Below are 17,308 nucleotides of genomic sequence, written 5' to 3'. Positions count from 1 at the left end.
TCCGTAAGATAATGCCTAATTTTAGTACTCATAAAATACAAAAATTATTATGGATATCTCTTTTAGTAACGATCCCAAATTATACATATTACTTCCCGTTATATATTACGCATGGCAAGATGCCGCTATAAGTAATGAGGAGTACACAAAAATAAACCAGTTTATTGATAGCCAAAATTGGCTTACAAAAGCCGAAAAAGAATTTTTGAGCTCAAAAATAAATGCCTCCTCTCCACCTTCCCGCTCTGAATTATTTCACTGGAAAGAGAATATAGACGGCGCTCTCAGTGGCAACAATAAACCAAAAAATTTTACTGATTTAGGAATATTATTAGCCAACGCGGAGCGTACTTCATTATCTGAAGAAGACATAATAGCCATAGCGCCTAAAATTGCAGAGTTAGAGCAGCAGTTGGGTATAGGGAGTGTAGAGATATTGTCTGAATATCAAAAAAGGACAAGTATAACGCAATCGCACAACACAAAAAGTAGTTTCAATGTTAGCTTAATGACTGAATTGCTTAACGGGGAGCAGTCAGAAATCATCAATAAAGTAAAAAGCATTATTAGCTGCGAAGATTTTACCCCGGTTGTAGACAGCGATACTCAGGTATTTCGGGAAAAAGTATTTGCATGGTGTAAAATACTTGCCGATGCCGGCCTTGGAAGTTATGCTTACCCTACTGCTTATGGCGGAAGAGGAGACATGGAGGGCTATTTTGCCATAATGGAAACACTAAGTTATCAGGACTTAAGCCTTGTAATAAAGTTTGGTGTCCAGTTTGGTTTATGGGGAATGAGTGTAATGTTCCTGGGTACAGAAAAGCACCACGCAAAATATCTGCCTCAAATAGGGTCATTGGAGTTGCCAGGGTGTTTTGCAATGAGCGAAACGCACCATGGCAGTAACGTAAAGGGACTGCAAACCACTGCAACTTACAATCACGCTAACCGGACTTTTACCATAAACACAGCGCAAAAATACGATCGTAAAGAATACATAGGCAACGCCGCTGTGCATGGTGAAGCTGCAACGGTTTTTGCTAAGCTTGTTATAAACGGAACTGACTACGGTGTAAATGCGTTTATTGTACCGATAAGAGATAAACAAAAGCAGACTTTACCAGGAATAACTATAGAAGATTGCGGGCATAAAATGGGCTTAAACGGTGTAGATAATGGTATTATAACTTTTAATAACGTTGTAATACCGTACGACAACATGCTCGACAAATTTGCATCGGTAAACGAGAACGGAGAATTTGAAAGCCCAATTCCGAGTGATAACAGAAGATTTTTTACCATGCTGGGAACGCTGGTTGGCGGACGGATAGGTATCCCCAGGTCTGCGCTTGCTGCAGCAAAGGCCGGACTTACCACTACAATTAAATACAGCGACAACCGCAGGCAATTTGGCCCCGATAGCGGACAGGAAGTGCCTATATTAAACTACAGGATGCATCAACTGCGCCTAATGCCCTATTTAGCAAAGTCTTACGCGCTCACGTTTGCATTGCAGTATTTAACTAAACGTTTTATAAACCGTACTGAGGCTGATATGCAGGAAATAGAAGCCCTTGCTGCCGGGCTGAAAGCGTACACTACATGGAATGTACGCGATACGCTGCAGGAATGCCGCGAAGCTACAGGAGGTAAAGGCTATTTAAGTGAAAACCGGATTGACGATCTTAAAAATGACACCGAAATATATACAACTTTTGAAGGTGACAACACAGTATTGATGCAGCTTACCGCCAAAAACAGATTAGGTGAGTACCGAAAAGAATTTGGCGAGATTAGCGTAGGCACTATTTTTAACTATGTTGTTGAGCAGGCAAAAACCGGAATCACTGAAAAAAATCCTTTTGCTACCCGTAATACAGACGAAAGTCACTTAAAAGATGCCAATTTTCATCTGCAAGCCTTTAAATACCGGGAGAGGGAATTGGTTTCATCTGCCGCCAGGAGGTTTAAAAAACTTATAGATGACGGGCTTGAACCCTTTGACGCGGCAAATATAATGCATCCTCATATGCTACAAATTGCCGACTCTTACCTGGACAGGGTTGTACTGGAGCAATTTTTAGCGAAGCTGGAAACAGTAAAAGATCCTGCAATTAAAGACACGCTTACAAACCTTTACTACCTTTTTGCGCTCCACAAACTAGATGAACACAAGGCTTGGTATTTAGAGCAAGGCTATATGGAAGGAGTTAAAACGAAAGCCATCCGTAAGCTGGTAAGCCAACTTTGCTGGGAAATACGCCAGGATGCGGTGCCACTAACCGAAGCATTTGATATACCTGAAAACTGTCTGGGTGCCATAGCAACATTTAAAGCAGCACAGGCATAGAGATTATGTATTTATATATTTAAATTTTTTAATGTAATTTTGTACTGTCATATTTAAGATTACATTTAATGAAAGATATAAAAATAAGCGTACTGGATCAGTCTCAGGTAGGTAGAAACAGTACAGCAGCAAAAGCCCTGGAAGATTCGGGAAAACTGGTTGCACTTGCCGATACACTGGGCTTTGAAAGGTATTGGGTAAGTGAACACCATAACTTTAAGCTGGTAGCCGGTACTTCGCCAGAGGTGCTTATACCCTATTTAGCATCAAAGTCTAAAAATATACGTATAGGCAGCGGAGGTATTATGCTGCCAAACCATAGCGCCTTAAAAGTGAGTGAAAACTTTGGTTTACTCAGTACCCTCTACCCCGGGCGTATAGATTTAGGCATTGGGCGCGCGCCGGGTGGAGACAGGCTTTCGGCACAACTGCTTAATCCCTCAAACAGTTTTAGCGAAAAAGAGCTGTACGAGCAGTTAACAGATGTACGGGCCTGGCTAAGGGGAGAAGAAATGCCGGACACCCTACACGATAAAGTTAAAGCCTACCCTATTCCGGAAATTATGCCTGAGCTATGGATGTTAACCAGTAGCGGCGGAAGCGCACAGTTTGCGGCTCACTTTGGTATGGCGCTCTCCTTTGCCCACTTTATTAACCCGGTTGGAGGGCCGGAAGTTGTTGCAGTGTATAGGGATAGCTTTAGGCCAAGTAAGGAATGGGCAGAGCCAAAAGCCATAGTAAGTATTTTTGCTTTTTGTAATGAAGACGAGCAAAAAGTAGCCGACTGGGTAACTGAATTTGATTATAGGATGTTACACATAGAAATGGGTGCTACTGGGGATTTGCCTTCGTTTGAAGAAATAAAAGCCATGGATTACAGTGTACATCAGCGGTCTCGCATCGCCTGGAACAGAAACCGCTTCATTGCAGGTACGCCGGATGTGGTAAAAGAAAAAATAGCCAAACTGGCAGCAGACTATGCGGTAGATGAAATCATGATAGCAACCTGGGCCGAAAACTTTGAAGACAGAAAACATTCTTATGAGCTTATAGCTGATATGTTTTAAATAGAAAATCCCTCGGAATGTAAATTCTGAGGGATTTTTCTTTATATAAATTTAAAACTTTGTTCTTAGTTCTTCAATTTCTTCTTCCGTGGCATCCTGGTAAAGGTAAAACACACGTGTAATTTGTGTACCAAGCCTGTTCTTATAATCGTCTACCAGCCACTCGCGGTAATTTTTTGTAGTCTTACTAAGGAGTTTTGCATACTGCTTAACACGGTATTCAATATCCGGTTCTAGCTCGCGCGCCAGTTTGCGGGCCTCGCTAATTGTCTCTGCATTTTCAACACACATAAACGCGTGTTGGCGTATTGATTTATCTATTACTACCTTAGGTTTTTCCTTGCGCTCCATAGAAAGCTTAAACTCAGCATCTACATCAAAAGCTATATCTTTAGATTTTGCAAAACGTACTCTTACATCCTCAGGCATAGCATACACATGATAGCTTTCTATCTCCTCATCTGTACGGATATTATCTAAAAACTGCTCCGGATTTTTAAATATATACTGCCAGTCTACAGGATCGCTCCATAAACCAAAACGTTGGGCATTATTACCAAGGTCTATAACGGTAAATGTATCTTTCCCGGGAAGGCTACGACTACCGCGGCCTATCATCTGGAAATATAATGTTAAGGAACGTGTAGCCCTGTTCAGAATAATTGTTTCTACAGTAGGCTCATCAAAACCGGTAGTAAGAATAGATACAGAGGTTAAAATAGCATCAGGTGTAGTTTTAAACCAGTGTAATATATCGCGTCGCTCCTGCTCCGGTGTGCGGTTATCCAAATGCCTTATGGGTAATCCCGCAGCCCTGAACGTTTCATACACGTATAACGAAGTATTAATACCGTTATTAAAAATCAGGGTCTTTTTTCCTTGCGAACGTTGCAAATACGCCTGTAAAAGCATATCCTGCATTATCCCACGCGAATATAACTCGTCAGAAGATGCTACAGTATAATCTCCGTTAATACCCAGTTTAAGCGAAGTCAACTCTACGTCGTATCCGTACATTACGGCACGAGCAAGATACCCTTTGTTTATTAACGATTGTATGGGCTCTCCCACTATCAGCTCGTTATAGGTTTCATACATGGGTAGCTCAATGTTAGAGCTTAACGGTGTTGCGGTAACACCTAAGAACAGTGAATTCTTAAAATAGGTAAATAACTTCCTGAAGCTGTTATAATGCGCTTCGTCTACAATAACAAGCCCCACATAATCCATGTGGAACTTTTTATCCTTAAGGCGGTTATTAAGCGTTTCTACCATGGCTACGTAACACGAAAACTCATTGTCTTCGGGTAACTCTTTTACGCCACTGTCTATTACGGTATTTTTAACCCCAAAACTGTTCAGCATCATAGATGTTTGCTTACTTAGCTCTATGCGGTGTGTAAGCACAAGTACTTTACGATTGTATTTTTCAATAAATCTTCGTGCTATTTCCGAAAAAATTACCGTTTTACCACCGCCGGTAGGCAGCTGGTAGAGCAAATGATAATCGTTTGGTTTGCCATCAAACTTTTCAAAAATGGCATCAATATCACGCTCCTGGTAATTATATAGTTGTTTTTTTTCCTCTTCCTGGCTGGTTTGCATGCTCCTGTTTAATAAACCGCAAAAGTAGGCATTTAAACACATTATTTCGTTTAGTAAATCCTAAAAAAAATAATTATTTATTTTACCTGTGTTGTTCGTACTTATTACCCGTCCAAATAGCCGCTATGGCACTTCTTTTTTTCTCTGTAAGCGGCGAAAGGCTGCCTGCATCTATCATCTCGTCCAGTTGCAGCGAGGTACGTACCCCCACCACTGCCGTAGTAACTGCGGGATGATCTGCTACATATCTTATGGCAGTTTCTGCCGGAGTCTTCCCTACAGGAGCTAACTTTATAACCTTACGTTGTATATTTCTTACTTCTGTTTCTTTTAAGCTAAGATATGACGCAGCAGGTTTGCCTGCCAAAAGTCCAGACGCCAGCGTACCCCTGGCTAAAACGCCAATTTTATGATCCTCTAAAAGTTGAAGTACCTCTTCTTCAGGCCTACGGTCCAGCAAACTATACTGCGTCATTACCGAAACTATGTTAGAATACGAAACATAGCTTCTTATAACATTTGGCCTGATGGATGAAATACCATAATCCCTTATCTTACCCATATGTTTAAGGCGTTCAAAAGCCTCTATTATTTCGTCCTGCGGGTCGTCCAGCGTACCTCCATGAAGTTGATAAAGATCTATGTAATCGGTATTTAAACGTCTAAGGCTGTGGTCTACTGCTTCCAGAATGTACTCCTTAGTAGGAATCCAGTCCCAGCCAGATCCGTCTGTGCGCCACCTGTTTCCTACTTTTGTAGCCAATAGTATATTCTTCCTGTTGTTGCCCAGTGCCTTACCCAGTAGTATTTCATTCCCTCCCTTGTTATATAAATCCGCTGTATCAAACAAGGTTACTCCTTTGTCTATAGCACTGCCTATAAGATAATCGTTCTCTATTCCGTATTCCTCCAAAGACATACACCCGAACGAAGTAACGCTTACCTTAAATCCATTTTTTAAAAACTTATATTGCATGATTGTGTGTTGTTTTGCAAAAATAAGCTTCCTAAAAGGATTGAGAATACCTAGAAAAGGTTAAAAAAAGTCAATTTAACCATTAGTATAATTATTTCACATTTATCGTTAACACACTGCAGCGTTTTAATATTAAATCCTTAAGGATACCAAAACATTAACACGACAATTTACTAAGGAAAAAAATAAAATATTTACTCTCAATTTTTATTTTTCATTCAGTAATGCTTCGAGCTTATTTCTCTCCGCATCGTTTAAAGAAGGTGCAATACTAATAATCAACTCCTTATATCCGGGCTTCTTTATAAGTTTTCTTAAGTTGTCTTTTGCAAACTTTACAAATTGCCATTTATGGTGCGTTAGTGCATTAGCCAGATCCTGCCACACTATAGGATCAGCTTTACCGATATAAAGAAGGTTAGCAAGCGCATTTTGCCTGATATCGCTATCAAACTTCGGAGATGCGTAGTGAATAAGTTCTCCGTAAAAATCGTCTTTTTTTTCAGGATGGTAGTCCTTGCAGGAATAGGCAAGAGTAAGCCACAACAACCTCAAATTCATATCATTGAATCCGTACCATTTTTTAGTTTCATCCAACAGGGCAACCTGGTTTTTCGGAAACTTTTTAAAGAGCACATTTAGGGCTATTTCGCGGGTTATGTAAGATTCATCGCTTAAAAGGCTATGATAGCTTTCATAAAAACTCTCCGGCATTGTGGTAACTGTACGCGCCACACTTTGTCTTACTCTAATATTATTGCTTGCCAATGCCAGTTTTATTAATTCTTCTTTTTCCGCAAATGGCACTTTAACAATCTGAAACAGTATCTCCTCCTTTAAAGGATAGTACGCCTCCTCTGACTGCATTATTTGTAAAAAACGTTCTTTTTTTTTAGCAAACGGCTTATCTGCCATTGCACCAAGCTCAAGATACTCGTTAATGAATGCATTTTTAGATAAAATACCCATAACCTCCTGAATGGGAAACACAGCACTTTCTAACCAACGCTGTTTAAATGCATCGGTATCGCATTGTGGCGCCGCCAATTTAATTTCTGCTAAGAATTGGTCTGTATTTACATTTTTAAAAGCATATTTTTCAAGATATGATTTTATTGCAGCTTTAAAAGCCTCCTCTCCTATTTCCTGAGATAAGGCATGCAGCGCCCATGCACCCTTTTGATAAAACGTGAGGGTGCTCGCTTTTTCATTTAATACCGGTATGGTATCTGTTTTAGACGCTTGCTGAAGCCTTTCTGCCATTTGATACAACTCGTTATTGAAATAATTGTAACCAAATAATCTGCGCTCTACAAGCATAGCGTAATAGGTGGCAAAACCTTCCTGCAGCCAGTGGTGTTTACCGCTTTCTTCGGTAATAAGATCGCCAAACCACTGGTGGGCAAGCTCATGTGCATTAACGTTAAGATAAGTACGGTCGTTAAAACCAATTTCATCTACAACGTAATCCTGGGCAAAAATAGTTGCTGTAGTGTTCTCCATACCCGCATATAAAAAATCTACAGCAGGTACCTGTTTGTAAACACCCCAAGGGTACGGCACGCCAGTCTCTTTTTCTAAAAACTCAAAAGCGTCACTGGTATAACGGTAGGTAGGTAGAAACTTAGCCGTGTCCTTTTCTCTAAGATATAGCTCAATAGGTGTTCCGCCGAAAGACTGCATATTCCATCTGTGGAATTTGCCTATAGACAACATTGCCAAGTAGCTGCTCATAGGTTTATCCATTTTGTAGCTCCAGGTTTTTAAGTTTCCGTTTGTTATAGTGTCAGCTAATGCCCCGTTAGATAAAATCGTGTACGCTTTATCGTATGTTGCAGTTATATTAAACACTAACTTTTCATTAACGTCATCAAAACTGGGCAACCAATGACTGGTGTACTTACCCTGTCCTTGTGTCCATATCTGTTGGTCGTCGCCATCCTGAACAAAATAGAGGGTTTGTCTCGGATTGGCGTTATATGTTATTTCCAGTTTATTCTTTCCTCTTTTAAATCCTTTATAAATTTTTAGAAGTTTGGGTGTAGCCACCCATCCGGTCTTCTTTTTGCCGTTTACCCTTACTGTCTCAAAATTTATATTTTGTGCATCTATGTATATAGTATCGGGCTTATGCCCTTCAACTTCAAAAGTGTAGTGAACCGAGCCACTGATACCCTTTTTATCATAATCAAAGTTAAGGCGGGCATTTAGTGATTTAAAGTCGACGTTTTTTGGATTTTGGGCAAAAGCTGAAAAAGAAAGCCCCAGGTAAAGGGCGTATATAAAGGTTTTCATTGTCCATGTTTTTTACAAAGCTACACAAATATGCTATAATAAAAGCCTAAATGTTTTTGCGAACATAACGTTAAAACAAGCGCTTTAAGTATTGTAAATTTGTACTTTTAATAGCCAAAACCGCACAGGAATTTCATGAAGCAGACACATACAAAACTACGATATATAAAATGGCTGTATACCGCTGTACTACTGCTGTCTATGCAGGCTGCGTTACAAGCCCAGTTGTTACCATCTGCCGGAGGAACCGAAGCAGATAAGGCAACTACCGAAAATCCCGTTTATCCGCCTGATTCATTAAACCGCAGAGACCCCCGGGGTACCGTTAATGGCTTTATTCAGGCTGTTGCCGACCAAAATTACATACGAGCAAGCCGCTATCTTAATCTTAAAAGAAATTGGCGCAGTAACAGACAGCGAACCAGGATTGTAACCAAATTCCAGAAATTGCTGGACCAGGGTGGCGACATGATTCCGTCATCGCTTATAAGCGATAAAAACGAAGGACGCGCTGACGATGAACTGGCTGCAGGACAGGATCTTGTGGGCACCGTCACTGCAAATGGAAAAGAAATCAAACTATATGTGGAAAATCGTGGCGGAGATACCGAAGAAAATCCACCATTATGGCAATTTTCTGCGGAAACCGTTGCTGCTATTTCTGCAACCGGCACAGACGAATCCTCGTTATTGGATATTGTACTTTCAGATAATTTAAAAGAGCGCACTCTTGGAGGTGTACCGCTTGGGCACTGGCTGGCCATGGTAGTACTTATTGTGCTGTCTTACATAGCATCCTGGTTATTAGTAGCATTAATGGGGCTTGTAATGCGTGGGATTTGGAAGAAAGCACGTAACCCTGAAAAGTGGCTGATAATTCAGGCTCTGGGCTTACCGCTTAGATTGTATATCTCCGTATTACTATTTGTTGAAGCCTCACAACAGGTAGGGATTTCCATAATTATACGTCAGCGTTTTAGCACCATAACCGTTACCATAGGCATAGCAGCAATACTAATCCTACTGTGGCGCCTTACCGATATTGTGAGCGATTTCACTAAAAACCGCATGACCATACGCAAGCGTATATCAGCTATTTCGGTGATTTTGTTTATACGCCGTATGGCTAAAATAGCCATTATCGTAATCGGTATAATAGCACTACTAGGTGCAATAGGATTTGATGTTACAACATGGATAGCGGCACTGGGTATAGGCGGTTTGGCCTTAGCACTGGGTGCGCAAAAAACAATGGAAAACTTTGTAGGCAGTGTAAGCCTTATTGCTGACCAAACCATTCGTGTAGGTGATTTTTGCCGCGTAGGCGATATCAAAGGTACTGTTGAATCCATCGGTATGCGAAGCACAAGGCTGCGTACACCCCAGCGTACTGTGGTAACGATACCAAACGGACAATTTGCCAGTACTAATGTAGAAAACTATGCGCACCGAGACCGCTACCTGTTTAATCCTACGCTGGAACTTCGTATGGAAACAACACCGGATCAGTTACGCTACCTTTTGGTTGAGATCAGGAGTATGCTGTATGCACACCCAAGTGTAAATAACGATCCTGCAAAAGTAAGATTTGTAGGCATGAGTGCCAGCGGTCACAAAATTGAAATCTTCGCATACTTAGAGGCTATAAGCTTCGATGCTTCTCAGGAAGTACAGGAAGATGTACTACTGAGAATACTAGATATTGTTGCTAAAAGCGGTAGCGACTTTGCCTACCCAAGCCAAACACTGTATATGGCGCAGGATAAAGGTGTAGACCAAGAAAAAACGGATAAGGCGAAGGAAACCGTAAAAAAATGGCGCGAAGCTAGCGAGTTGAAACTACCATTTTTCAGACAGGAGCACATCGACGAACTGGACGGGACAATTAATTACCCGCCGGAAGGCAGTGTGGGAAAGCAAAATGATGAAACTAAAACAGACGGATAGTTGCCGTAAATAATAACTAATTTTACTTAAATTATATAACGTGTTCGGACTTTTTAAAAAGGCAAAAAATAACATTAGTGTAAACAGTATTACCGTTCCTAACTTGGGCTGGCACCTAGCCGATCAACGTAGCAGCATAGTTGTTTATTTAAACGAAACCGAATCTGCTTCGTTATCTGTGAACTATTTTGCCAAGCAACCGGATTTACCCACTGCAAAAGACATTGAGTTTTTAAAATCCTATTACCGGGAACTTATATATCCAAATAACGGTGGACTTATAGAAACTGATTGTGTAACCTTAAATGGGATTACTGCGGTTAAAGCAATTTTCAAAATCAGACAGCCCGCAGGCATGGCCTATGTAGCATCTGTTACCATCCCCTTTCGGGATTTTAGCTTTGTTGTAAAACTACAGGCTATTGAAACTGGTGTAACCGGTATACGTGATGCGGTTGTAGCGGAAAAACTACTGCAAAGAAATGAAATATCTATTGGAGAACATGGATTCCTAAACTGGTTTTCAGATCCATATGACAAAAACATAACAAACGGCGTACTCATGAACCAATCAGAACAACAGCAATACGACGCCGAATTCCCCAGTCATCCGCTTACTATTATAAGGCAGGGAATCAATAAAATAGTGAGTGAAATACAATTTACCAGCGAAGTATTAAACAGCGCGCCTTTTCAGAAGTAAGAGCTGCTTTAGTAAAAAAATAAAACGGGACAGTATTTTTACTGTCCCGTTTTTATGGTATGACCTTAGTAAATAGTCTTTACTATTAACCAAGGATTTCTTTAACTTTTTTACCGATTTCAGCAGGCGAATCAACAACGTGGATTCCGTTTTCCCTCATGATGCGTTTTTTAGCCTCAGCTGTATCATCAGCACCACCTACAATAGCACCAGCGTGACCCATTGTACGTCCTTTAGGAGCAGTTTCACCAGCTATAAAACCAATTACCGGCTTACGGTTACCATCAGCTTTAATCCAGCGCGCTGCATCAGCTTCAAGTTGTCCACCGATTTCACCTATCATAATGATAGCTTCAGTTTCGGGGTCGTTCATAAGAAGTTCTACAGCTTCTTTAGTTGTGGTACCAATAATTGGGTCACCACCAATACCAATAGCTGTAGTAATACCAAGACCTTGTTTAACAACCTGGTCAGCAGCTTCATAAGTAAGTGTACCTGATTTAGAAACAATACCCACTTTACCTTTCTTAAACACGAAGCCTGGCATAATACCTACTTTAGCCTCGCCCGGGGTAATTACGCCCGGACAGTTAGGGCCTATCAGGCGGCAGTCTTTTCCTTTAATGTAATCATAAGCCTTAATCATATCTGCAACAGGAATACCTTCAGTAATTGCTATGATTACCTTAATACCCGCTTCAGCAGCTTCCATAATTGCATCAGCAGCAAAGGCCGGCGGAACGAATATGATAGTGGTATCTGCACCTGCCACGTCTACTGCATCTTTAACGGTATTAAAAACAGGTTTGTCAAGATGGGTTGTACCACCTTTACCTGGTGTAACACCACCTACAACGTTAGTACCATATTCAATCATTTGGGTAGCGTGGAAAGTACCCTCGCTTCCTGTAAAGCCCTGTACAATTATTTTGGAATCTTTGTTAACTAGAACACTCATGATATAATGATTATTGTTTTTTCTTAATTTGCGATACAAAAATAGCTTTTTAACTAATACGCTTCACGCTTTTTTTCTATTTTATATATCAATTTTGCAAGAATTTATTGTAACACCCGCGGTTTGAAAAGATCAGCTGATTTGGTTCGTAATTATATAACCGCGATACAACTTATTATCTTTTAGTTCCCAAATTGAAATACCGTGAGAAACCTCTTTTTCAATATTTAGATCATCTGCAGATTCCAGATAGTTTATATATTTAGCAGCAACCTTGTTTTCGCCTTCAGCTACTAAATGAGTAACCCGAAATCTTAAGGTAGTATTATTCCTGCTAACCACTTCCATAAACTTTACTATTTCAGCAGTATCCATCTCTACATAACCTCTTTGACTGTGCCATTCAATAATGGCCTGAGGATGCAGAAAATTTTTAAGATTTTCCGGAGTAAGCAGGTTTTCGTAGTAGTCTTTTATAAATTGTTTTACATCCATTCTGAGGGGAAAGTAATTTTACTTATTCAATTTTTCTAATATTTCAGGGATACGTTTTACGTAAGCCATCTGCTTCAGCTTTTCGCGCGATTCTTCCGCTGGCGAACCAAAGTATACCTTACCACCTTCCAGGGATTTGCCCACACCGGTTTGAGCCTGTATAACAGCTTTTGCGCCTATGGTAATAGCACTGGTAACACCTACCTGGCCCCACATGGTTACCTCGTCTTCCACAACTACACAACCGGCAATACCGGTTTGCGAAGCTATCAAGCATTTTTTACCAATAATAGTGTCGTGCCCTATGTGTACCTGGTTATCAATTTTAGTCCCGGCACCAATAGTAGTATCGCCGGTAACGCCCTTATCTATGGTGCAAAGCGCGCCTATGCCCACATTATCTTCAATTACAACACGGCCACAAGAAATAAGCTGGTCGAACCCTTCAGGGCGCTTTTTATAGTAAAATGCATCGCCACCAAGTACGGTACCAGCATGTATAATAACATTGTCGCCGATTACCGTGTTGTCATAAATAGCTACATTACTGTGGATAAGACAATTTTTTCCTATTGATACATTATTTCCCACAAAAGTATTAGGCTGAATAACTGTGCCTTCGCCTACTGTTGCCGATGACGAAATAGTAGCCGTTGCAGGCTGAAATGGCCTAAAATGCATGCTCAACTTATTAAAATCCCTAAATGGGTCGTCTGAAATAAGTAACGCTTTACCTTCCGGGCAGTCTACTTTTTTATTTATAAGCACAATGGTGGCGGCAGACTGTAACGCTTTATCATAATACTTAGGGTGGTCTACAAAAACAATGTCACCTGGTTCCACAACATGAATTTCATTCATTCCGTGAACCGGGAAATTATCGTCACCTACGTACTCGCTGCCTATTATTGCTGCAATGCTTTTTAAAGCCTGAACATTTGGAAATTTCATACTATTAAAGGAAAAAACCCTTACGGGCTGATTGATGATATATGAAAGGAAAAAAAGAGCCGGTGTAAACCCGGCTCTTAGTATGTAAATTATTCTTTTACACGCTCCACGTAAGCACCTGTAGCTGTATCGATTTTAATTTTATCACCTTCGTTAATAAAAAGCGGTACGTTAACACTTGCACCAGTTTCTACTTTAGCAGGTTTAGTAGCGTTTGTAGCTGTATTACCTTTTACTCCCGGCTCTGCATAAGTAACTTCAAGTACTACAGACGCAGGCATATCTACAGATAGTGGCGCTTCAGTCTCTGCATTGATGATTACCATAACATTTTCGCCCTCTTTAAGAAGACCCGGAGCATCAAGAATGTCTTTATTAAGTGTAATTTGCTCGTACGATTCAGCGTTCATAAAGTGAAAATCATCACCCTCTGCATACAGGAACTGAAACTTGTGTGTTTCCACCCTTACGTCGTCTATTTTATGACCTGCAGAAAAAGTGTTATCAAGTACTTTACCAGTAGTAAGGCTTTTGAGTTTTGTACGAACAAAAGCTGGTCCTTTACCCGGTTTTACGTGAAGGAATTCTATGATTTTGTAAATGTCGTGGTTAAATTTAATACATAGACCGTTACGTATATCTGATGTAGTTGCCATTTCTTAAGTGTTATATTTGTTTATTAATGCATTTGTTGTTAACCGCTACAGGCTACCAGTATAGCCTTTCATAATACCACGCGAAGAATTACGTACAGCCATAATAATTTCGTCGCGCTCCGGAGTAGCCTCCATCTCTGCTTCTATCATTTCTATAGCCTGAGTGGTATTGTAGTTTTTTTGGTACAGGAAACGGTAAATATTCTGTATTTCAGTGATTTTTTCAGGAGTAAACCCTCGCCTTCTTAAACCTACAGAGTTAATACCCACATACGAAAGCGGCTCGCGTGCAGCTTTTACATAAGGAGGCACATCTTTACGAACTAACGATCCGCCTGTTACAAAGGCGTGATTGCCAATGGTGCAAAACTGGTGTACGGCGGTAAGACCGGCAAGTACCACGTAATCGCCTACCGTAATGTGTCCGGCAAGGTTAGTATTATTACTAAATATGCAGTAGTTACCCACCATACAGTCGTGGGCAATGTGCGAATAGGCCATGATAAGGCAGTTGTTACCTACAACGGTTTTCATCCTGTCAGATGTGCCGCGGTTTATGGTTACACACTCACGTATGGTAGTGTTATCTCCAATTTCGGCTGTGGTGTCTTCACCCTGATATTTTAAATCCTGAGGAGGCGCAGAAATTACAGCTCCGGGAAATATGTTACAGTTCTTACCTATGCGGGCGCCTTCCATTATGGTAACGTTAGAGCCTATCCAGGTACCCTCGCCAATAACCACGTTATTATGAATGGTTGTAAAAGGTTCTATAACCACATTTTTGGCTATTTTGGCACCCGGGTGCACGTATGCTAAAGGTTGATTCATACCTTGTTATTCGTTAGTTTGATGATGATGATTTAGCTATCTGTGCCATAAGCTCTGCTTCGGCAACAAGTTTACCGTTAGCATAAGCATTAGCCTGCATGTGGCATATACCGCGGCGTATAGGCGATAAAAGATCGCACTTAAACACAAGGGTATCACCCGGAAGTACTTTTTGTTTAAATCTTACATTATCAATTTTCATAAAGTAAGTAAGATAATTTTCAGGATCAGGTACAGTACTTAAAATAAGGATACCACCTGTTTGCGCCATAGCTTCTACAATTAGTACACCAGGCATTACCGGTGCTCCCGGGAAATGTCCTACGAAGAAATTTTCATTCATAGTAACATTCTTAAGCCCCACCACATGGGTATCACTCATCTCTATGATTTTATCTACCAAAAGAAACGGCGGACGGTGAGGTAGCATAGCCATAATCTTATGGATATCCATAAGTGGCTCTTTGTTAAGATCGTACACAGGCACTTGATTGCGCTGCTCTATCTTAATAATCTTTGAAAGTTTCTTTGCAAACTGTGTGTTTACAAAATGCCCTGGTTTATTGGCTATGATTTTACCTTTAATCCTTGTACCGGTTAGGGCAAGATCGCCAATAACATCCAGCAGTTTATGGCGTGCAGCCTCATTTGGGTAATGAAGGGTAAGGTTATCTAAAATACCATTTGGCTTTACAGCTATACTGTCTTTACCAAAAGCCACCTTAAGGCGCTCCATGGTTTCTTCAGAAATTTCTTTATCTACATAAACAATCGCGTTGTTAAGATCGCCGCCTTTAATAAGGCCGTGCTCTAATAACGTTTCAAGTTCATGCAGGAAACTAAATGTACGGGCATCAGCTATTTCAGCTTTAAAATCGCTCATGCTTTTAAGCGTGGCATTTTGTGTACCCAGTACCTTAGTACCAAAGTCTACCATGGTTGTTACCTGATAGTCATCGGCAGGCATAACTATAATTTCGCTGCCTGTATTTTCATCGGTATAAGAAATAACTTCCTTTACCACATATATTTTACGCTCGGCATCCTGCTCTACCACACCTACGGTTTCTATGGCTTCTACAAAAAACTTAGAAGACCCATCCATAATAGGCGGCTCACTGGCGTCTAGCTCTATAATTACGTTGTCTACATCACAACCCACAAACGCTGCAAGTACGTGTTCAGAGGTTTGTATTTTTACCCCTTTCTTTTCAAGGTTGGTACCGCGCTGGGTATTTACTACATAACTGGCATCAGCTTCTATTACAGGCTGGCCTTCTAAATCTACCCTTACAAAAGTGTACCCATTGTTAATGGGGGCAGGTTTAAAGGTCATGGTAACTTCTTTACCTGTATGCAGGCCCACTCCCTTTAATGAAATCTCACTTTTGATTGTGGTTTGTTTAACCATTATATATCGTTTTTAGTTTACTCTTTGATTGTTTTTTTCAGGTCGTTAATCTCGCCAACAATTTTTGGAAGATTACGGAAATGCACGTAAGACTTATTAAAATCAGTGTATCCCATGGCAGGAGAGCCTTGTATAGCCTCGCCGTCAGGTATATTTCGCCCTACACCACTCTGTGCCTGTATGCGTACACCATTACCTATAGTTAAATGACCCACTATACCTACCTGCCCGCCAATAATACAGTTTTTACCTATTTTGGTAGACCCTGCAATACCGGTTTGAGAAGCTATAACAGTGTTTTCGCCAATAACTACATTGTGTGCTATTTGTATCTGGTTGTCTAGCTTTACACCTTTTTTAATAACAGTACTACCAAGAGTAGCCCTGTCTATGGTTGTGCAAGCCCCTACATCTACATTATCTTCCAGGATAACGTTTCCTATCTGTGGCACTTTACTGTACACACCTTCTTCATTAGGTGCATAACCAAAACCATCTGACCCTATTATAGAACCTGAGTGAATGGTACAGCCATTGCCTATTTGTGTTTCGCTATATACACGCACACCGGCAAACAGTATACTGTTATCGCCTATGGTTACGTTATCGCCTACAAATGTATTAGGGTATATTTTAACGTTGTTACCTATTTTTACATTTTTACCAATGTAGCAAAATGCTCCCAGGTAAAGGTTTTCTCCGTATGTAACGTTGTCAGATATAAACGAAGGCTGTTCTATACCGCTCTTCATTAATTTTACCTGATTATAATATTCTAAAAGTTTAGAAAATGATTTATACGCGTCGTCTACCTTTATAAGCGTGGTAGTTATAGGCGCATCGGGCTCAAAGCTCCTGTTTACGATGGTAATCGAAGCCTGAGTGGTATATATATAAGGTGTATATTTAGGATTAGCCAAAAATGTAATGGATCCTTCGGTACCTTCTTCTATCTTGGCAAGGGTATGCACTTCTGCCTGTGGGTTTCCCACCACGTCTCCTTCGAGCACCCCTGCTATTTGTTCCGCTGTAAATTTCATCCCGACAAAAATAAAAAATT

At 40.6% G+C, this 17,308-nt stretch carries 14 protein-coding genes; 4 read left to right on the top strand and 10 right to left on the bottom strand.

Going from position 1 to position 17,308, the window contains the following annotated elements:
* The first annotated feature begins 49 nt into the window (after positions 1-49).
* On the top strand, positions 50-2,353 hold the full coding sequence (locus ACLI08_RS09485; protein ID WP_411428247.1) for an acyl-CoA dehydrogenase: 2,304 nt from the start codon (positions 50-52) through the stop codon (positions 2,351-2,353).
* A gap of 68 nt (positions 2,354-2,421) precedes the next feature.
* Positions 2,422-3,420 (top strand): LLM class flavin-dependent oxidoreductase, encoded by a 999-nt coding sequence (locus tag ACLI08_RS09480; protein ID WP_411428246.1) that lies wholly within the window; start codon positions 2,422-2,424, stop codon positions 3,418-3,420.
* Between the two features lie 51 nt (positions 3,421-3,471).
* On the opposite strand, the gene ACLI08_RS09475 is transcribed toward ACLI08_RS09480, so the two are convergent.
* From ACLI08_RS09475 to ACLI08_RS09465, 3 genes are all read right to left on the bottom strand, one after another.
* The gene (locus ACLI08_RS09475) at positions 3,472-5,025 is read right to left on the bottom strand and encodes a DEAD/DEAH box helicase (protein ID WP_411428245.1); all 1,554 of its coding nucleotides are present in this window, start codon (positions 5,023-5,025) and stop codon (positions 3,472-3,474) included.
* 82 nt (positions 5,026-5,107) lie between these two features.
* Positions 5,108-6,001: an aldo/keto reductase gene (locus ACLI08_RS09470; RefSeq protein WP_411428244.1), complete on the bottom strand. Its 894-nt coding sequence runs from the start codon at positions 5,999-6,001 to the stop codon at positions 5,108-5,110.
* 207 nt (positions 6,002-6,208) lie between these two features.
* The gene (locus tag ACLI08_RS09465; protein ID WP_411428243.1) at positions 6,209-8,296 is read right to left on the bottom strand and encodes a M1 family metallopeptidase; all 2,088 of its coding nucleotides are present in this window, start codon (positions 8,294-8,296) and stop codon (positions 6,209-6,211) included.
* 135 nt (positions 8,297-8,431) lie between these two features.
* Here ACLI08_RS09465 and ACLI08_RS09460 point away from each other — a divergent pair, with 135 nt between their 5' ends.
* Both ACLI08_RS09460 and ACLI08_RS09455 read left to right on the top strand, forming a co-directional pair.
* Entirely contained in the window at positions 8,432-10,243 is a 1,812-nt protein-coding gene (locus tag ACLI08_RS09460; RefSeq protein WP_411428242.1) for a mechanosensitive ion channel family protein, read from the top strand.
* A 40-nt stretch (positions 10,244-10,283) separates the two neighbouring features.
* Positions 10,284-10,946: a hypothetical protein gene (locus ACLI08_RS09455; RefSeq protein ID WP_411428241.1), complete on the top strand. Its 663-nt coding sequence runs from the start codon at positions 10,284-10,286 to the stop codon at positions 10,944-10,946.
* 85 nt (positions 10,947-11,031) lie between these two features.
* Here ACLI08_RS09455 and sucD read toward each other — a convergent pair whose 3' ends face one another.
* From sucD to lpxD, 7 genes are all read right to left on the bottom strand, one after another.
* Positions 11,032-11,904, bottom strand: a complete 873-nt coding sequence (gene sucD, locus ACLI08_RS09450) for a succinate--CoA ligase subunit alpha (protein WP_411428240.1) — start codon at positions 11,902-11,904, stop codon at positions 11,032-11,034.
* Between the two features lie 132 nt (positions 11,905-12,036).
* A complete protein-coding gene (locus ACLI08_RS09445; RefSeq protein WP_411428239.1) occupies positions 12,037-12,399 on the bottom strand; it encodes a hypothetical protein in 363 nt (120 codons plus the stop codon).
* Between the two features lie 18 nt (positions 12,400-12,417).
* Positions 12,418-13,350, bottom strand: a complete 933-nt coding sequence (locus ACLI08_RS09440; RefSeq protein WP_411428238.1) for a UDP-3-O-(3-hydroxymyristoyl)glucosamine N-acyltransferase — start codon at positions 13,348-13,350, stop codon at positions 12,418-12,420.
* Between the two features lie 89 nt (positions 13,351-13,439).
* On the bottom strand, positions 13,440-14,006 hold the full coding sequence (efp, locus tag ACLI08_RS09435) for an elongation factor P (RefSeq protein WP_411428237.1): 567 nt from the start codon (positions 14,004-14,006) through the stop codon (positions 13,440-13,442).
* A 45-nt stretch (positions 14,007-14,051) separates the two neighbouring features.
* On the bottom strand, positions 14,052-14,837 hold the full coding sequence (gene lpxA / locus ACLI08_RS09430; RefSeq protein ID WP_411428236.1) for an acyl-ACP--UDP-N-acetylglucosamine O-acyltransferase: 786 nt from the start codon (positions 14,835-14,837) through the stop codon (positions 14,052-14,054).
* 13 nt (positions 14,838-14,850) lie between these two features.
* Entirely contained in the window at positions 14,851-16,248 is a 1,398-nt protein-coding gene (locus ACLI08_RS09425; RefSeq protein WP_411428235.1) for a bifunctional UDP-3-O-[3-hydroxymyristoyl] N-acetylglucosamine deacetylase/3-hydroxyacyl-ACP dehydratase, read from the bottom strand.
* A 17-nt stretch (positions 16,249-16,265) separates the two neighbouring features.
* Positions 16,266-17,288: a UDP-3-O-(3-hydroxymyristoyl)glucosamine N-acyltransferase gene (gene lpxD, locus ACLI08_RS09420; protein ID WP_411428234.1), complete on the bottom strand. Its 1,023-nt coding sequence runs from the start codon at positions 17,286-17,288 to the stop codon at positions 16,266-16,268.
* Between the last annotated feature and the right edge of the window lie 20 nt (positions 17,289-17,308).

It is taken from the genome of Flavobacterium sp. RNTU_13 (genome assembly GCF_046614455.1).
GTDB lineage: Bacteria > Bacteroidota > Bacteroidia > Flavobacteriales > Flavobacteriaceae > Flavobacterium.
Note: the sequence above shows the minus strand (reverse complement) of the source record. Positions and strands in the feature narration are given on the sequence as shown.